The 18,656-nt window shown below is 32.9% G+C and carries 8 protein-coding genes; 7 read left to right on the top strand and 1 reads right to left on the bottom strand.

What is annotated here, in order from left to right; all coding sequences use genetic code 11:
* Nucleotides 1-604: 604 nt before the first annotated feature.
* The gene (locus DMB68_RS03460) at nt 605-2,677 is read right to left on the bottom strand and encodes a thioredoxin domain-containing protein (protein ID WP_231131572.1); all 2,073 of its coding nucleotides are present in this window, start codon (nt 2,675-2,677) and stop codon (nt 605-607) included.
* A 329-nt stretch (nt 2,678-3,006) separates the two neighbouring features.
* Between DMB68_RS03460 and DMB68_RS03455 the strand changes: the two genes are divergently transcribed.
* The 7 genes from DMB68_RS03455 (at nt 3,007) to DMB68_RS03425 (ending at nt 18,613) form a co-directional block, all read left to right on the top strand.
* Nucleotides 3,007-4,473, top strand: a complete 1,467-nt coding sequence (locus DMB68_RS03455; RefSeq protein WP_110346334.1) for an MFS transporter — start codon at nt 3,007-3,009, stop codon at nt 4,471-4,473.
* Nucleotides 4,474-4,655: 182 nt separating this feature from the next.
* Nucleotides 4,656-8,789 (top strand): hybrid sensor histidine kinase/response regulator transcription factor, encoded by a 4,134-nt coding sequence (locus DMB68_RS03450; RefSeq protein WP_110345262.1) that lies wholly within the window; start codon nt 4,656-4,658, stop codon nt 8,787-8,789.
* 621 nt (nt 8,790-9,410) lie between these two features.
* On the top strand, nt 9,411-12,416 hold the full coding sequence (locus DMB68_RS03445; protein ID WP_110345261.1) for a SusC/RagA family TonB-linked outer membrane protein: 3,006 nt from the start codon (nt 9,411-9,413) through the stop codon (nt 12,414-12,416).
* Nucleotides 12,417-12,426: 10 nt separating this feature from the next.
* Nucleotides 12,427-13,914 carry a RagB/SusD family nutrient uptake outer membrane protein gene (locus DMB68_RS03440; protein WP_231131571.1) on the top strand — a complete coding sequence of 496 codons (1,488 nt, stop codon included), beginning with the start codon at nt 12,427-12,429 and terminating at the stop codon, nt 13,912-13,914.
* A gap of 260 nt (nt 13,915-14,174) precedes the next feature.
* Nucleotides 14,175-14,717, top strand: coding sequence for a hypothetical protein (locus tag DMB68_RS03435; RefSeq protein ID WP_110345259.1), 543 nt, complete (start codon nt 14,175-14,177; stop codon nt 14,715-14,717).
* 175 nt (nt 14,718-14,892) lie between these two features.
* Complete coding sequence (locus DMB68_RS03430; protein WP_110346333.1) at nt 14,893-16,368, top strand: vanadium-dependent haloperoxidase; 1,476 nt, start codon at nt 14,893-14,895, stop codon at nt 16,366-16,368.
* A gap of 34 nt (nt 16,369-16,402) precedes the next feature.
* Entirely contained in the window at nt 16,403-18,613 is a 2,211-nt protein-coding gene (locus DMB68_RS03425) for an FG-GAP-like repeat-containing protein (RefSeq protein WP_110345258.1), read from the top strand.
* Nucleotides 18,614-18,656 lie beyond the last annotated feature (43 nt).

Here is an 18,656-nt window from a genome sequence, read left to right as displayed (position 1 = left end):
TCATTTATTCGATTGGTATTAATGAAACTAAAAAAACTCACCTAAGAAGTAATGAGTTTTGTATCATCCCATACAATTGAAAACTCCTGGCTTCGTTTGGTAATTCATTTATAATTTTGGAATAAAAAAGCCGAAAGGGATTTGAACTTCCGGCTTTAATTTAAAAAACTAACACTAACTAACATTAGTTATAAACTATCTATACAACTAGGAATATAACCAAATATTAAACTTTTAAATCCTGCTCAAAATAATTTTACTTATTTCTGACGTCAACTATATTTTTATATAGAATACTAATAAAAAAGATGTATCCTCTTTTTAAACTGCATGCAAATTCCTATCAAATGATACACAAACTTTATATTATGATTCTATTATGAGAAACTTAAAAATAATCTATGTCGAATAAAAAATAAACTATCGTAGACAATAAGTGTATTTATTACAAATATATAAAAACATTTAATAAAACAATCGGTTGTTTTATATTTTAATTGTTAATTTTAAACAAATACAACAGTTAAAAAACATTGTATGTATTTATATAGTTAAAAAAAAACAATATTCATTATTAATAGCGTTCATCATAGATACTAAATCCTTATAAACTATTTTTTATTTTAGAAACAGCTGTTGCAACCTCTTTTTCGGGTTTCTTACAAGCTTTATTTACACAAACATAAATATAGGTTTCATTATCTACAAAACGATCCTTTAAAATTGGGAGAGTACTTTCTTTTGTAGAGCCCGCTATAAGAATATTAGGTAAATAGTAATTTTGAAACTGAACTGCTTTAGTCATAGCAGCTTTTCCCGAAATGGCAACTTCAAAATAATTATCGGTATAATTCAGCATTAAATTCAACCAGTTATAATACTCTGCTGGTGATTGTAATACATCATCTTTTATATTATTTAGCATTCTCTCGGCTGTTTTAACATATACATCATCAGAATAATAATGCCCCAAGTGAAATAAATTATTTGCAAAAATTGAATTTGAGCCTGGAATTACGTTATCAGTAATTTCCATCTTTCTGGCAATTAGATTTGCCGAACTTTCAGATGTAAAGTAAAACATATTTGATTTTTTATCCCAAAAATGTTTCATCGCATAATCTGTTAATTGCCTGGCTTTTCGTAACCATTGCTCATCTAGTGTAATTTGATAAATTGCAATAAATGCATCTGCAACAGTTGCATAATCTTCTGAAAAGCCAGTGATAGTACTCTTACTATCTTTGTAACTGTGATTTAAGCTACCGTCTTTTTTAAGCTGGTTATTTACAATAAAACTGGCGTTTTTTAATGCGATTTCCTTGTAATGTGGATTTCTGAATGCACGATAAGCACTAACATAACCTTTTATCATTAAAGCATTCCATGAAGTAAGGGTTTTGTTATCCAAATGAGGCCGGGGTCTTTTATTTCTGGCTTTTAATACTATTTGCTTCCAACTTTTTACTTTGGCTTCCAGTTCTTTCAGATTCAATTTATTTTTTATCGCAAAATCTTTATTTGATTGGTTTTTAAACAAAACATATTTCTGATTTTCCCATAAACCGTTTTCATTAATATTAAAATATTTTTGAAAAAGAGCGTAATCAGATTTTAGTAAAGATTGTAACTCCTCTTTAGTCCAGATATAGTAAGCCCCTTCTTCCAGTTTTCCTTCCTTATTTTTACTGTCTGCATCTAAAGAAGAATAAAAAGCCCCGTTAGAAGCCATAAGCTCCCTCTCTACAAAATCCAGTGTTTCATGAACAGCTTCATTATATGATTCCTTTTTTGTAACCAGAAATGCATCAGAGTATAAACTTACTAACTGTGCATTATCATACAGCATTTTTTCAAAATGAGGAATATGCCATTTTGCATCTACCGAATATCTTGAAAAGCCACCACCAATTGCGTCATAGATTCCTCCGTCAGCCATTTTGGTAAGTGTCGTTTCTACATATTTTTGAATCGATTCATCATTATTTTGAATACTGTACCTAAGCAAAAAATTCAATGTCCCCGGCATTGGAAATTTCGTTTCACCAACTAATCCTCCTTCTTTATAATCTAAATCTTTTTGCCATGATTTTACAGCAGTAAAAATATCTAAATTTTTAAAATTGGCTTCATTATTATTGACTGTAATTAATTGTAATTCCCTGATTCCCTTTACTAACTTATCTGCGTATTCATTTGCTTTTTTTGGATTATTTCTATATAATTCAGAAAGTTCAGTCAGCGCTTTTGTCCATTCTTCTTTTGTAAAATATGTACCTCCAAAAACAGGACGACCATCAGGAAGCGCAATACAATTTAAAGGCCATCCGCCTTTACCAGTCATCAGTTGTACTGCATTCATATAGATCTGGTCAATATCAGGTCGCTCTTCCCTGTCTACTTTTATGCTGATAAAATTATCGTTCATTAATTTTGCTACAGCCTCGTTTTCAAAACTCTCTTCTTCCATAACATGACACCAATGACACGCAGAATAACCTACCGAAATGATAATAAGCTTATTCTCTGCCTTTGCTTTGTCTAAAACTTCTTTATTCCATGCTTTCCAGTCTACCGGATTATGAGCATGCTGCAAAAGATACGGACTCGTTTCGTTGATTAAATCATTAGTATATTTATGATATTCCTGATTATTCTGTTTGCTGTTGCAGCTCATGATCAAACAGGAAATGATTGATAAAAGGTATAAAAGACGCATATAAATAAAATGAAAATGAGATATTAACTAAGTGAAAATGAGTGTGTATTTTTTAACTAAGAGGCTAAAATAATAATTTATATTTAATAGATTTACTGTAAGCAAATTATGCTTCAAATATGCTATTAAACGCTTCAAAATTGACAATCTTATTTCAACTTTCAAGCTATTTTTACGTTTAGTTTTTATTAAAATGAATAAAAAAAGACATTCATTTTCTGGTAAAATCTATTAAAATAATTTTCAAATCGGTATAAATGATTAATGAAATAAAAAACAGCATTTCTATGAGTAATACATCACAAAAACTTTCAGTAATAGAAAAAATAGGTTATGGTTTAGGTGATTTTGCAGCAAATTTGATTTTTCAGACTTTGCTGACCTTTTTAGCTTTCTTTTACACGGATGTTTATAAAATTCCTGCCGGAACAGCAAGTGTTATTATTTTTATTGGTGGTTTTATAGGTGCTTTTTTTAATATCATTATGGGAATTATTGCAGACCGTACCAGAACCCGATGGGGAAAATTCAGACCCTGGATACTATGGACTGCTTTGCCTTTTGGGGTGGCCGCCGTACTCTCTTTTTTGACTCCTGATTTTGGATTAAGAGGCAAAATAGCCTACACATTACTCACTTACTTTTTTCTGGTATTAATTTATGCAGCAAACAATTTACCGTATGTGGCTTTAAGCGGCGTCTTAACAGGCGATATGAGAGAAAGAAACAGCCTTTCTTCCTACCGTTTTGTAGCGGTAATGATAGCTCAGTTTATAATTCAATCACTTCTATTGCCATTAGTTTTAATTTTGGGGCATGGCGATAAAGCTGTTGGTTTTAAAAATACTATGATATTATTCGCCGTTATAGGTGTAATTTGTTTGCTTATAACTTTTTTTACTACCAAAGAAAGAATCATCCCTAAAAAAAGTCAGGAATCTTCCGTTAAGCAGGATTTTATAGATTTATCTAAAAACGGTCCCTGGTTTGTTATGTTACTGGTTACCATTTTGGTGTTTATAACCTTATCCTTAAAGGGCGGGATGTATGTTTTTTACTTTAAATATTATTTAGATCCGGCTGCACAAACTGTCTTTTTGAAAGATATTGGATTTACTAAATTTATTGGATCTCTAAATAATTTTTTAATAACGATAGGATTAACAGATCTTCAGTGGCCGAAAGATGTTCCCACTTCTGCATTTAGTCTTTTTAATGCTGGTGGAATTCTTTTTATGATTTTTGGAATTATGTTTTCAAAGTCACTCGCAGATTCCTTTGGCAAAAGAAACATTTATATCACTTTCATATTTTTATCCGCTATAAGCTTACTGCTTTTTAACTTTTACAGCAAAACAGCTATTACAATGGTTTTCGCTACCCAATTAGCACACGGATTTATATATGGAGTAACGATTCCACTATTGTGGGCTATGATTGCTGATGTAGCGGATTACAGCGAATGGAAAAACAACCGAAGAGCGACAGCGACTGTTTTTTCGGCAATGATTTTCGGACTAAAAATCGGTATAAGTATTGGAGGCGCACTGGGAGCAGCTTTTTTATCTAAATATGGTTATATCGCTGAAGAAGTTCATCAAGTATCAGCAGCTCTTGAAGGGATTAAATTATCAATAAGTATTTATCCTGGTTTTATATTCATTATAAGTGCTGTTTTATTGTGTTTTTATGTAATTGACAAAAACATGGAAATTGAGATTGAAAAAGATTTAAGAGAAAGAAGAGAGAACTAATACTCGTTCCGGATATTATAAAAAGTAGGTTACATCTTAAACTAATCTCTATCATATAATAAAAAGCATACAATAAATATTACACTCAAAATGTAATCAAAATTAATGTGTTAAAAAACAAATAGTTGGTTTTCAACTAAAATAGTATATATTTAATTCTAATTTCACTAATCATTATATAAATGTCCCCAAAAAAATGTTTTAGAATCTGTGTCATCTTATTCTTTACGATAAATTGTTTGTTTTCTCAAAATACATTTGAAAACTATCAATTTAGGCTCGTAAGTAAAGAAACTTCCAAAAGTGGCATTTATACCATTACGCAGGATCAATCCGGAGTCATTTGGATTGGAACAAACGGAGCAGGTCTATATAAATTCGATGGAGTAAATTATATTGCTTACGAGCAAAACTCCAAGGTAAACAATTCTATTAACAGCAATCTGATTTATGTTGTTTATGTAGATGTACGCAACCGATTGTGGATAGGGACAGATGAGGGATTATGCCTGTATAACAGAGATTTGAATACTTTTGAAAATATTAATATTCAAAAGAAGAATGTAAAAGAAACTGTAATTTCTGTTAAAAGCATAATTGAAGACAATAAAGGAAATCTTTTTTTAGGTACATTTAATGGCGGTTTATTGAAACTCAATACAGAGTCCCGAAAAATTACTACTATAAAACTCGACATCCCAAATTCAACAAATTGCCTTATCAATTGTTTGGCAAAAGATAAAAATGGTACTATTTATTTAGGCACTAATTTTGGCCTAAAAGTAGTTGACCCTAAAAAAAATGAAGTCAAAAAAGTGACGATTAACCAAAAAGATCTACTTACAGGTACTATAGTATCGATGTGTATTGACAGCAAACAAAATTTATGGATTGGGAATGGCTATAAGGGGCTGGTAAAATTAGATTTAAATGCTAAGATTAAACAGGCTGTTTTGTACCCCATCACCAGAAAAAGAATTATGTCGATACTGGCAACAGACCCGAAAACAATTCTTTGTGCAACCGAAAATGATGGGTTAATCATTGTAAACAATCAGGGTATTGTTCAAAAAAAATATGTAAACAGTAAATTCAGTATCCGAAGCTTAAGCTCTAACTCTGTTTGGTCCTTATTTTTAGATAAAGAAAAAAGAATCTGGCTGGGTTATTATAATAAAGGTTTAGGCATTTTTGATAAAATAAACAGCAAAGTAAATATTATAGAAAGCATCCCGGGAAATCCTCAATCATTACAAACCAGTTGTGTCACCGGTATCGCCAAAGATAATGAAGGCCAGTTATGGATTTCTATGGAAGGCGGAGGAGTTGATGTCTATAATCCGAAAACTAAACTTTTCAGACATATTACCAAATCTGACACCAGCCTGTATTCCGGATTAACCAATGATAACATCACGAATGTATTTATAGATACAAATCAGAATATTTGGTTATCAAGCTGGAATGAAGGCATTTTTGTTTTAAAAAAAGGGAGTCGAAACTTTATTAATTACAACACAAAAAATACTCCAGGTTTGACTTCAGACAATATTATGAGTATTGCTCAGGATTCCAGAGGTGTAATCTGGATAGGAACTTTTGCAAAAGGACTGCACTATTATACTCCTTCAGATCGCCAGTTTCACCATTGTGACTCTAAACCGTTTTATACAAATGGATTAATCAATTTAGATATCCGAAAGGTGATTACTGATTCGGACAATGCTGTCTGGGTTGGTTCAACAACTGGCCTTTACAAAGTTAATACAGATGATTTTGTCACTTTTTCAGTAACTTCTTTTCGGAATAAAATGTCTGAAAAGCTTAAAAATCATAAAAGTACACATACTATCAATACGTTATATCAAGCCAAAAATAAAGAAATCTGGATTGGTACAGATGGCGCAGGATTATTTAGCTACAATAAAAAAACAGACTTATTAAAATGGTATATAAATTTCAAAGGGCTGAATGAAAAATCAATTTCATCAATTTCAGAATCTAATGATGGATGTATTTGGATAAGTGGAAAAAAAGGAATCACCAAACTGGATTTAAAAAACAAAATTAACCTCAACTATTCTACATATGATGGTCTGCTGGGGAATGACTTTAATAACAACTCTGTATTAAAAGATAAAAATGGGTTGCTTTATTTTGGAAGTTACGAAGGTCTAAATTACTTTAATCCCGCGAGTTTAGTTAAAAGTAAAAAACAACTTCCAATTTACTTAACTGATTTGAAACTTTTTAATAAGTCAGTAGCACCACTCGAAAAAAACTCACCACTAATTAAAGTATTATCTGAAACCAAAAAAATAATACTTAAACATGATCAGTCTGTATTTACAATTGATTTTATCGCTATTAATTATTCTTTTCCTGCCCGAAATGAATTTGCTTATTATTTAGAAGGATTTGAAGATTCCTGGAATTATGTTGGCAATAAACGTTCGGCAACTTACACTAACTTAGCTCCAGGCAATTATATTTTCAAGGTTAAAGCATCAGAAAAAAATGGAATTTGGAGCCAAAAACCATTAGAATTAAAAATTGAAATTTTACCACCCTGGTGGAAAACATCTTTTGCTTACCTGTTTTATTCTTTATTACTATTTGCAGCGGTTCACTTTGCCAATCAATACTATCAAAATCGTTTCAAACAAAAACAAATGATAGAGTTTGAACAGAAAAAAGCCATCCAAATTGAAAAATTAAATAATAAAAAATTACAATTCTTTACTAATATATCACATGAGTTCAGGACTCCCCTTACTTTAATTTTAAATCCATTAGGAGATATAATCCGGAATAGCGCTCAGGAATTACCAAATGGTGTGCTGAACAAACTGAAAACCATTCAAAAAAGTTCAGACAGGCTCTCCAGATTAATTAATGAGCTAATGGATTTTAATCAATTGCAGTTTAACCAAATGACCATTAAACTACAACTGATTGAAGTTGTAAACTTTACGAAAGAAATTGTCAGTTATTTTGATGAAGAAGCATTAAGCCGTGGCATTCAGCTGGAGTTTGAGTCTAACAAAACATCTTTAAAAGACTGGATAGACCCTAAAATGTTCGAAAAAATTATTTTTAATGTCGTATCAAATGCTTTTAAGGTTACTCCTGACAATGGAAAAATAAAGGTAAAAATAGTAGTGAATGAGGAATTTATAAATTTTCCGATGATAAATTCGACCAATACTTATCCGTCTTTTGAGATTATCGTTGAAGATACCGGTGCAGGACTGGATAAAAAAGATATTAAGAGAATATTTGATCGCTTTTATCAGGTAAACAATTTAAACAAAGCGTATTATGGAAGTACCGGAATAGGATTGGAAGTTGTTCGCGGTTTTGTGGAATTACATAAAGGGATAATCGAAGTAGAAAGTGAATTGGGAATTGGCACCACTTTTAAACTAGTATTTCCTATTGGAAAAGATTTTTTTAATGAGAACGAAATATCACTTGAGGAATTTAAAAAGGAGAAAAAAATAAGCTATACACCAATAATTGAAAAAACAGACGAACAATTACAAGATGATCAGGAAAAACAAGATCGAATTTATACCATTTTAATTGTTGAAGACAATGTAGAGCTGCGAAATTATTTAAAAAATGAACTCAAAAAAGAATATAAAGTTTTAGTCGCTGAAAATGGCCAGGTTGGTTTGGAATTAGCTTTACAAAAATTACCGGACCTGATTTTGACTGATGTAATTATGCCTGTTATGAGCGGTTTAGAATTGTGCAAAAATATTAAGGCCGATTTAAAAACCAGTCATATTCCTTTAATGATGCTGTCTGCAAAGGCCTTAATTAAAGATAAATTAGAAGGTATTGATTCTGGAGCAGATATGTATTTGAGTAAACCTTTTGATATGGCCATTTTAAGATCCAGTCTTGTGCAATTAATTAACAGCAGGCAAATTATGTTTAACAAATTCTATAACGGAATTACGCCAAAAGCAAAAGAAAAAACAACCACTTTAGATAATGAGTTTATAAAAAACACCCTGAATTACATTAATGAAAATATAAGTGAACCTGAATTAAGTGTGGAGGTTTTGGCATCAAAGGTATTTTTAAGCAGAAGCCAGCTGTATCGAAAAATTAAAACGCTCACAGGTGTATCTGTAAATGAATTTATACGTAACGTGCGTTTAGAAAAAGCAAAAGAATTAATTGAACTGGGGAATGATAATATAACTGAAATCAGTTATAAAGTGGGGTTTAGTTCTCCTTCCTATTTTACAAAATGCTATAAAGAAAAATACGGATACCTTCCCACCCATAATAACAAACAATAAGTTTCAAAAAGCATTTAAAAAGACAGTTTTATACTGTCTTTTTTTTGCTTCGTAACAATCAATTATCGGTTCCTTGTGGAATGTCCGGCTGAAATATTCATCATAATAAAAAGCCAGTCTGACCTAAAAAATTTCTTCATTTTTCTCTTACATTTTCATTTTTCATCATTATCAAATACAAAAAAATAGCCTTTTATTTTTTTTAATACTAAAAAAATAAAGCATCATAATTGATAATTTCTGATCGGTATTTCATCTCTCTATTGCTTGTAAAACATTGAATTCATTGGTTTTGTACATGTTATGCTACAAATTTGATAGTTTTTGCATCATTTGTGATATGTGAAATTTATGTTAAGGTGATATTTTTGGATTAAACAATTATCAAATAACTAAAAATAATTACTAACAAATTAAAAACCAATTTACAGCATGAAATGAAAACCAATTTATTTATTGAATACCATTTTGAATCAAAAATTAAACAATAAGAATATGATTGAAAATATAATTAAGAAAACATATTATTAGTGATTTCAGAAATGAAAAATACAATTCAATATATAATAACAAATTTTACAACCAAACAATTATTTAACTAAACAAAAAAACCAATTAACTATGATGTTAAAATTGAAATTTGCAATAATCGCATTGCTTATAGTTAGCACTCAGGATGTGATGGCACAATTAAAAACCATAAAGGGTGTGGTTACGGATCCATCAGGGGTTCCATTACCGGGTGCCAGTATTAATGTACAAGGATCTAAAAATAGCGCATCAACAGATTTTGATGGAAACTACGCTTTACAAGGAGTTAATGCTACAGACAAAATAACATTTTCTTACGTTGGATTAACTTCTCAAACGATCACTGTAGGAGATCAGACAGTCATCAATATTAAATTAGCTGAATCAACACAAACCTTAAATGAAGTTGTAGTTGCGTATGGTACTCAAAAAAGAACTAAGGTAACCGGAGCAGTTTCAGTAGTAAACGCAAAGGATATTGTAGCCGTACCAATCACCAATGCAGAATCGGCTTTGCAAGGTAGAGCTGCCGGTGTTACCGTGGTTAATGGCGCACCAGGCTCAAGCCCTACAGTTAAAATTCGTGGATTAGCTACAATGAATAATAGTGATCCTTTATATGTTGTGGATGGAGTTTTAGTAGGTAACTTATCTGGATTAAATCCAAATGATATAGAATCTATGTCTGTATTAAAAGATGCCTCGACAACTGCCTTGTATGGTTCTAAAGCCTTTAATGGTGTAATTATGGTAACTACCAAAAAAGGGAAAAAAGGTCCTGGCCAATTAACTTTTAGTTCTTATGTAGGTGCTCAAACTGTTACTAAAAGATATAATGTTTTAAATACGCAACAATATCTTCAGTATGCGAACGATTTAGGAAGCAATTTAACTGCAAGAGCTGCGGAGTTTGGCAATACAAATACCGATTGGCAGGACGAAATATTTCAGACTGGATTGATGCAGGATTATAACTTGAGTTTCTCAAATGGTTCTGAGAATTCTTCCAGCCGATATTCTGCCGGATATTTAAAACAAGAAGGTACTCTAATTGGGACAGGTTTTGAACGCTATTCTTTCCGTGCTAATAACACACAAAATATAGGTAAATTAAGCGTTGGAAGTAATATAGGAGTATCTTTTAGTACTACAAATCCGGAACGTAGTGCCGGAGGCAGAACTTTACTGGAACATGCTATCAAAATGGCTCCCTATTTACCGGTTTACAACGCAAGTAATTTAGGCGGATATCAGGGTCCTTCAGCTGCTGATGGGCAGGATGCTGAAAACCCGGTACGTGTGGCCAAGCATGGATATCAAAAAGTTAACGGAGTATCTATAATTGGGAACATCTTCGCTGAATTAGAAATCTATAAAGGGTTAAAATTCAGATCACAAGTTTCTTTAGATTATTACACAACCAGAGATCATACATTTGTGCCTAGTTTCCGTGATGGTTCAGCCCATTTTCAGGATTACTCCTCAACTGCAGAAATAAATTCTCAAGGCCAGACAATCGTTTTTGATAATGGTTTAACCTACAAAACTACTATTGCCGATAAACATAATATTGAAGTATTAGGGGTTATAACCAAAATTGAAAATAAAAGCCGAAACGTGACAGCAGGAAGCCGTAACTTAATTTCTGACGAAATCGATCAGTTAAGTCTTCAGAATGCTAACTTAAGTTCAAATAATTTTGAAACAAACAATTTAGGTTACATCGCCCGTATTAATTACGATTACGATGATAAATATCTCTTTGCCATTTCAGGACGTAGAGATGGTTCTTCCCGATTTGGAGCTAATAAACGTTATGGTAATTTCTATTCTGTGGCTTTAGGATGGAATATTGCCAAAGAAACTTTTATGGATAATTCTATTTTCAGTACCTTAAAACTTAGAGCATCTACGGGAACAACAGGAAATGATAAAATTGAAGATTATCGCTACAGCTCTAGTTTAGCTACTAATTATACCTATCCATTTAATGGACAGGCAGGAATAGGTACAACTTCAGGTAGTGCTGCTAATCCGGATTTGCAATGGGAGTCTAAACTGGACAGAAACATCGGTTTAGATTTTGGTTTATTCGATGACAAATTCACGGGATCTATCGAATATTTTAACAATAAAAGTAGTGATATCCTTTTTGCAGTACCACTTGCTGCTTCTACTGGTTCTCCGGGAGGAACACAAATACGAAATATTGCCGATGTAAAAGTAACCGGATATGAAGTAACATTGGGGTACAATGACAGAAAAGGTGATTTCACGTGGTCTGCAACAGCGAATTTAGGTACAAGCAAAAATGAAGTTACAAATTTAGCTCCAGGCGTAACCAGTGTATTAGGGGGACCATCAGGAAGAGCTGGTTTAGAGCAATTCTCAAGATTAGAAGTAGGTCAGCCGTTATTCTATTTCTGGGGTTATCAAACTGATGGAATTTATCAAAACCAGGCAGAAGTAGATGCGGTTTTAGCACCGGGTCAAACTACTTTCCAGCCAGGTGATATTAGATTTGTTGACCGTAATGGGGATAAAGTAATCAATTCAGAAGATAAAACAAATATTGGGAATCCATATCCTGATTTTACATACGGTTTAAACCTTACAGCAGCATATAAAAAATTCGATTTTAACTGCTTTATTTCTGGAGTATCCGGAAATGATGTTTTTAACTCAAATAAATTCGACTTAGAAGCAATGCAGCGTTTGTTTAACTCTGGCACACAGGTTTTAGACAGAGCGGTTGTTGTAAATGGTAGTGTTACTAATCCATCTGCTACATTGCCAAGAGCACTTGGTGCAAGCCAAAACTGGTCATCAGCCAGCCAGCGATATGTTGAAGACGGATCTTACACAAGATTAAAAAATGTCACTATAGGATATACATTCTCAGGAGATGCATTTGCTAAATATTTTTCTAACATAAGATTTTATGTAAGCGGGCAAAATCTTATCACTATTACAAATTATTCTGGCCTGGATCCTGAAATTGCCCGTGTTGATGCAAATTCAAATTCGGCAGGTATTGATATAGGAAGATATCCACAGCCAAAATCAGTAATTTTTGGTCTTGAAGTTACATTTTAACATATAAAAGATGATGAAAAAAATAAAATATATAGTTGTAGTATTGTCTGGAATTTTGGCAATAAATTCATGTGACACTAAGGATTTAGAATTAACTAATCCAAATGCCTTGTCTCCGGAAACTTTCTTTAAAACGAAAAATCAGGTGCAGTCTGCGGTAAATGCGTGTTATGCGAACCTGCAGACAAGAGGGCTGTATGCGCGTCATATTTTCTTCGCATTAGATCTTATGGCTCAGGAAGCTAAAGGAAATCCGCAATTAGAAGGTAATAAAGTTCCTTTTACCAATTTTACTTTCGATGCAAGTAGCGATATTATTCAGTACTATTGGGAAACGTGTTTTTTGGGAATATCAAAATCTAATTTTGTATTGGATAATGAAGCAAAAATCCAGGCTTTACCTAATTCAATTTTAACACAAGAGCAAAAAAATAAATTTTTAGGAGAAGCTCATTTTTTAAGAGCCTATTATTATTTTCTTTTAGTTCCTCGTTTTGGTGATTTACCTATTTACACTACGCAGACCACTGAAGGTCTTGCCAGAAGTTCCAAAGAAGATGTGTATAAATTGATTGAAGCTGATTTTGATTTTGCTTCCAAAAATCTGTTAAGCAAAACTGTAGAAGATAAAGGAAGAGCAACAAAAGAAGCTGCTTTTGCTTACTTAGGGAAAGTACTGTTATATCAAAAAAAGTATGATGAAGCCCTGACTGCTTTTAATAAAGTAACAGGATTTAGTCTGGAGTCTAATTTTTACAACAACTTTATGGATGAAACGGAGCATGGTCCTGAATCTATTTTTGAGATTGAATACGATGAAACTCTGGGAGTAGGTGATAAATGGGGTAGTGATACAGCAGGAGACGGTGTTGCAGAATCGACTCTTAGAGGCCAGGAATACGGCAATCTGGGATGGTTTAATGTGTATCCGTCAGATGATTTATTAGATGAGTATGAGACTGGAGACAAACGTTTTGGAGAAACTTTTTATGTTCCCGGATCAAAATACAATAAGGGGAATAGCACAATGACAGCTGCTAATTTTACCTCTTCAGCAGGAATTAGAAGAGCAGGCTGGAAAAAATATCAAAACTACTATAAGCGTACTGATGAAAATCTGGATTCAAGTATTAACTTTAAAGTTATGCGTTACTCAGATGTTTTACTTATGAAAGCTGAGTGCGAAAGCCTAAGAGCCGGAGGTGTACAGTCAACTGCTATTGGCTACATTAATGAAGTTCGATTTAGAGCAGATGTACCATTGTTAGCAACTACACTTACAAAAGATCAGGTTTTTACTGCCCTTGTTCATGAACGCAAGGTAGAATTAGCTGGTGAACAAGTTCGTTTTGATGATATTATAAGATGGGGCATTGCGAGTACTGAGCTTGCCGGAACTGGTTTTCAAACTGGTAAAAGTGAGTTATGGCCAATCCCTAACAGAGAAACATCTTCTAATCCAAATATAAAACCAAGTGATAATAATCCTGGTTATTAAATGATTGAAGTTGGTTAGGTTGAGTTAGTGTTTTGATAAACAGCGCATGTGAATGCGCTGTTTATTTACTATACTCATAAAATAATGACCTCTTAAAAAGGAGATTTAAACCCATACCTCTATTCTATTTTTAGTTCCATTAGGAACAGCCGCAACGGCTATAATTATGCTTTTCTTTTTAATTGTATTGATTGATCATTGCAGTAAACAGAATGCAAATTCCTAAATAATATAAGAACACTGACCCGTTTTTATTCCATATGAAAAAAATTGCATCACTTTTTTTAATCGTAACGTTGTTTTACAATGTTTTAGGATTTTATATCATGTTTGCTGAACAACAACAGCAAGTATGGGTGAATGCTATGGAGAAAACTGACAACTCCAATTTTGAAGTAATTGAAATTAAAATTGATCCTTATGCATATATCGTAGATTCTGGCTTTGAGACAGCTAATGAAGATTTTGTAGTAGAAAACAAAACCTACCATGTCTTTAAGAAAAGAATTATAAACAACGTTTTAAAATTATATTGCCTCAAGAACTCCCATCGTCAGATGCTGAGTAATGATTTAAAAAAAATTGTAGACAGTCAAATATTTGATACCGATTCAAATAAAGAAAATCCAAGTAAAAAATTAATGAAATCCTTTATTCAGGATTACATTCCTAATGATAAAATTAATCTAGCAATTACTTCAACTAAATTAATTTACACCGTTACTTTAAATTCATACAATCCAAAAGGAAAACTTCTTTCCGGGTATTTTACTACCAACTACCCTCCTCCTGATATGGTATAGTATTCTCTGATGTTAAAAATATAAACAGGCCTGATTTAATAAATCATGTTTTGAAATTGAATCTTAGTCCTTGACTTAAGATTGAATATGTTTATTCCAAATTTAACATCCAGCTTTCAATTATGAATACTAATTGAAAAGAAAAACTATCAAAAAACCATATAAAACCACCAAAATGAAAATTTATAAACTACTATATAAAATACTACTATTTAGTATTTTAACCACATCTTTATTTGCTCAAACTAAAGATAAAATTAAAGAACCAACAGGAGAAAATAATATAGCCTATAAATGGTCGCAAATAGCTGTTCTTGCCACCGGTAACGACACCGATAGGTTTAAACCAAGGCCAACAGTTACTTCCCGTTATTTAGGGCTGACATTTGTTGCTGTTTTTGATGCCTGGAGCCGTTACGATAAAAAAGCAATTCCTGTATATTTAAAAGATACTGAAAGAAGACCTAATAAAGAACAGACTCTCAAAAATAAGGAGATTGCTATTAGTTATGCTGCCTTTAATGCATTATGTGAATATTACTTTTCGGACAAACAATTGTTTGTAGACTTTATGGCCAAATTAGGACTGGATCCTAATGATAAATCATTAGACCCTAAAACGCCTGTAGGAATAGGTAATTTAGCAGCGAAAGCAGTAATTGAAGCGAGAAAACATGACGGGGCAAATCAATATGGGGAAGAAGACGGTTCAAATGGAACTCCATATTTTAACTATGTAAATTATAAACCAATCAATTCTCCTGACGAAATGATTGATGTAATTCATTGGCAGCCAAAATATTTTTCAGATGGAAAAGGCGGTAAGTTTGCACCGGGTTGTGCAACTCCGTTTTGGAACAAAGTAAAGCCTGTCGGATTACAATCCGGCGATCAGTTTCGTCCTGTACCGCCACCTTCATTAGACTCTGAACAACTTAAAAGTGAAGTCAAGGAACTACTTGATTTGCAATATAATCTTACTAATGAACAAAAAGCATTGGTAGAATTTATGCGTGACGGACCAAAATCTGTGCAACAGGCCGGACACTGGCTAAAATTTGCTCAGGATGTTTCCAGACGTGATCATCATACTTTAGATCAGGATGTCAAAATGTTTTTTTACAATCAGGTGACAGCAATGGATTGTTTTATAGCATGTTGGGACACAAAAATGTTTTATGATTTTGCCCGTCCTTATGCTTTAGTTCATCATTATTATAAAGATCAAAATATAAAAGCCTGGGGCGGTCCCGGTTTTGGAAATATAGAAATGAAAGGACAAGACTGGAGACCTTATTCACCAGATATATTTTTATGTCCCGCTTTTCCGGGTTATGTTTCAGGACACAGTACAATTAGTGGCGGCTGTGGAGAAGCATTAAAATTATGGACCGGTAGTGACACTTTCGGAGAATCTGCTACGTGGAATGAACCTGGGTCAATGACTGAACCAAATAATATCGGAAAACCTGTAGTTCTTAAATTCCCAACCTTCACCGAAACAGCTAACATGGCGGGAATTTCCAGAGTCATGGGAGGCTATCATATTCAATCTGATAATGTTGAGGGGCTTAAACTAGGCAGAAATGTGGCTCATGAAGTCTGGAAATTTTATAATCTTCATATAGGAAATAAAAATTTCGATAAATAATAGCAGGATTAATATAATCTAAAAAGTTTTAATTATGAAAATTAAACAATTAATACTGCTATTCATAACCTGTGTTTTGATACAGTCCTGCGAATATTTTTCTAATCCGAATGACAAAATGATTAAGATTTTGGAGTCCAGAAAAATGATGTATAATGTAAAAAACAACCCATTTGCCTCAAAAGCAGAAGTGATTTATTACGATTCAATAATTAAAAGTTCCGATGAAGGTTTCTTTAAATTACATAATGAATTAAATAAAGGGAATGCATTATTAAAACTTGGAAAAGAAGCTGAGTCTGTGTCCACTCTGGAAAATGCCATCAACAGGATGAAAAAGATTGATGGGAAAGACAACCCTCAATCCTTAAAATTTTTAGCAATTGCCTATATGAGGCTGGGCGAAAAACAAAACTGTGTCAATTACCACAATCCTGAATCGTGTATTATTCCCATACAAAAAAATGGAGTCCATATTATTCGGCAAGGTTCTCAAAAAGCAATCGAAATTTATAAAAAACTACTGGATATAAATCCGAATGATTATGAATCAAGATGGCTGCTTAATATTGCGTATATGACTATAGGCGCTTATCCTTCAGATGTTCCAAAAAAATGGCTGATACCCAATCTGAATAAAGATAATTCAGGCTATAGCATAAAACCATTTGTGGATGTTGCCGCAAATGTTGGAATAATAAGTAAAAATATGTCAGGCGGTGTTATTGTTGATGATTTCAATAATGATAATTATTTAGATATTGTAACTTCTGACTGGAGTTTGAACGGAGTGATGCATTATTATCAAAATGATCAGAAAGGGAAATATATTGATTATTCCAAAGCATCGGAAATAGGACGTTTTAAGGGAGGTTTGAGTATGATACAAGCCGACTATGACAATGATGGGGATGCTGATATTTTTGTTATGAGAGGAGCCTGGATGCGTAAATTCGGCAGACAGCCCAACTCGTTGTTGCGTAACAATGGTGATGGTACTTTTACTGATGTAACCATTAAAAGCGGGTTATATTCAGAATTTCCTACTCAGGGAGGCAATTGGAATGATTTTAATAATGATGGCTATTTAGACTTATTCATTGGTAACGAATCATCAGATAGCGAGTCCTACCCTTCTGAATTGTATCTGAATAATCAGGACGGCACATTTACTAATGTAGCCCACGCAGCAAAATGCGATGTTATAGGCTACATAAAAGGATCCACTTCTGCAGATTATGACAATGATGGCGACATTGATTTGTTTCTTTCTGGAATGAATAAAAAGAAAATATTATTAAAAAATACAGGAATCAAAAATGGTATTCCACACTTTATAGATGTCACTGATCAGGCCGGTTTAGCCGGAATCAATGTAATGACCTTTCCAACCTGGTTTTGGGATTATGATAATGATGGCTGGCAGGATATTTTTGTTTGTGGCTATCAATTTCTGGGTTCTGTCGCTGGCGAAACGGCAATGGAAGCATTGAATATCCCAAATAAAAGCAGTAAAATGTATCTATACCGCAACAATCATGACGGGACTTTCTCAGATGTATCAAAAGTATCCGGATTAAGTAAAACTGTATTTGCAATGGGCTCAAATTTTGGGGATATTGATAATGATGGCTTTTTAGACATGTATCTTGGAACAGGAAATCCGGATTACGCATCTTTAACACCAAACAGGTTATTTAGAAATATGGGCGATGGCAAATTTGCTGATGTTACGGTTTCGGCTCGGGTAGGAAATTTGCAAAAAGGCCATGGTATAGCTTTTAACGATCTGGATAATGATGGCGATACCGATATTTTTATTGAAGTTGGAGGTGCTTATAACGGAGATTTTTTCAATAATTCTTTATACCTGAATCCCGGCCAGAACAACAATCGCTGGATAAAATTACTGTTAGAAGGTACAGACAGCAATCGTTCTGCTATTGGAACAAAAATAAAAGTCAGTTTCAAAGAAAAGGGTGTTTCCAGATCTGTATACAGGATAGTAAATTCAGGCGGAAGTTTTGGGGCATCAGCCTTAAGAATGGAAATTGGAATTGGACAGGCAACTGTTATTGACCAAATTGAAATTACCTGGCCTAAAAACCAAAAGAAGCAAGTGTTTAAAAACATTCAGCCAAATCAATTCATTAAAATTATAGAGGGAGAAAAAAACTTTTCAAAAATAAATATCAAAAAAACAGTTTTTCCAACCGTTGGAGCGAAATCTTCTATATGTATTTAAACAAGTAGACATCTGAAGATAAGAAACATAAAACTTAGACTTC

This window comes from Flavobacterium hydrophilum, from assembly GCF_003202405.1.
Classification (GTDB): domain Bacteria; phylum Bacteroidota; class Bacteroidia; order Flavobacteriales; family Flavobacteriaceae; genus Flavobacterium; species Flavobacterium hydrophilum.
This window is presented reverse-complemented; position numbering and strand designations above follow the sequence as displayed.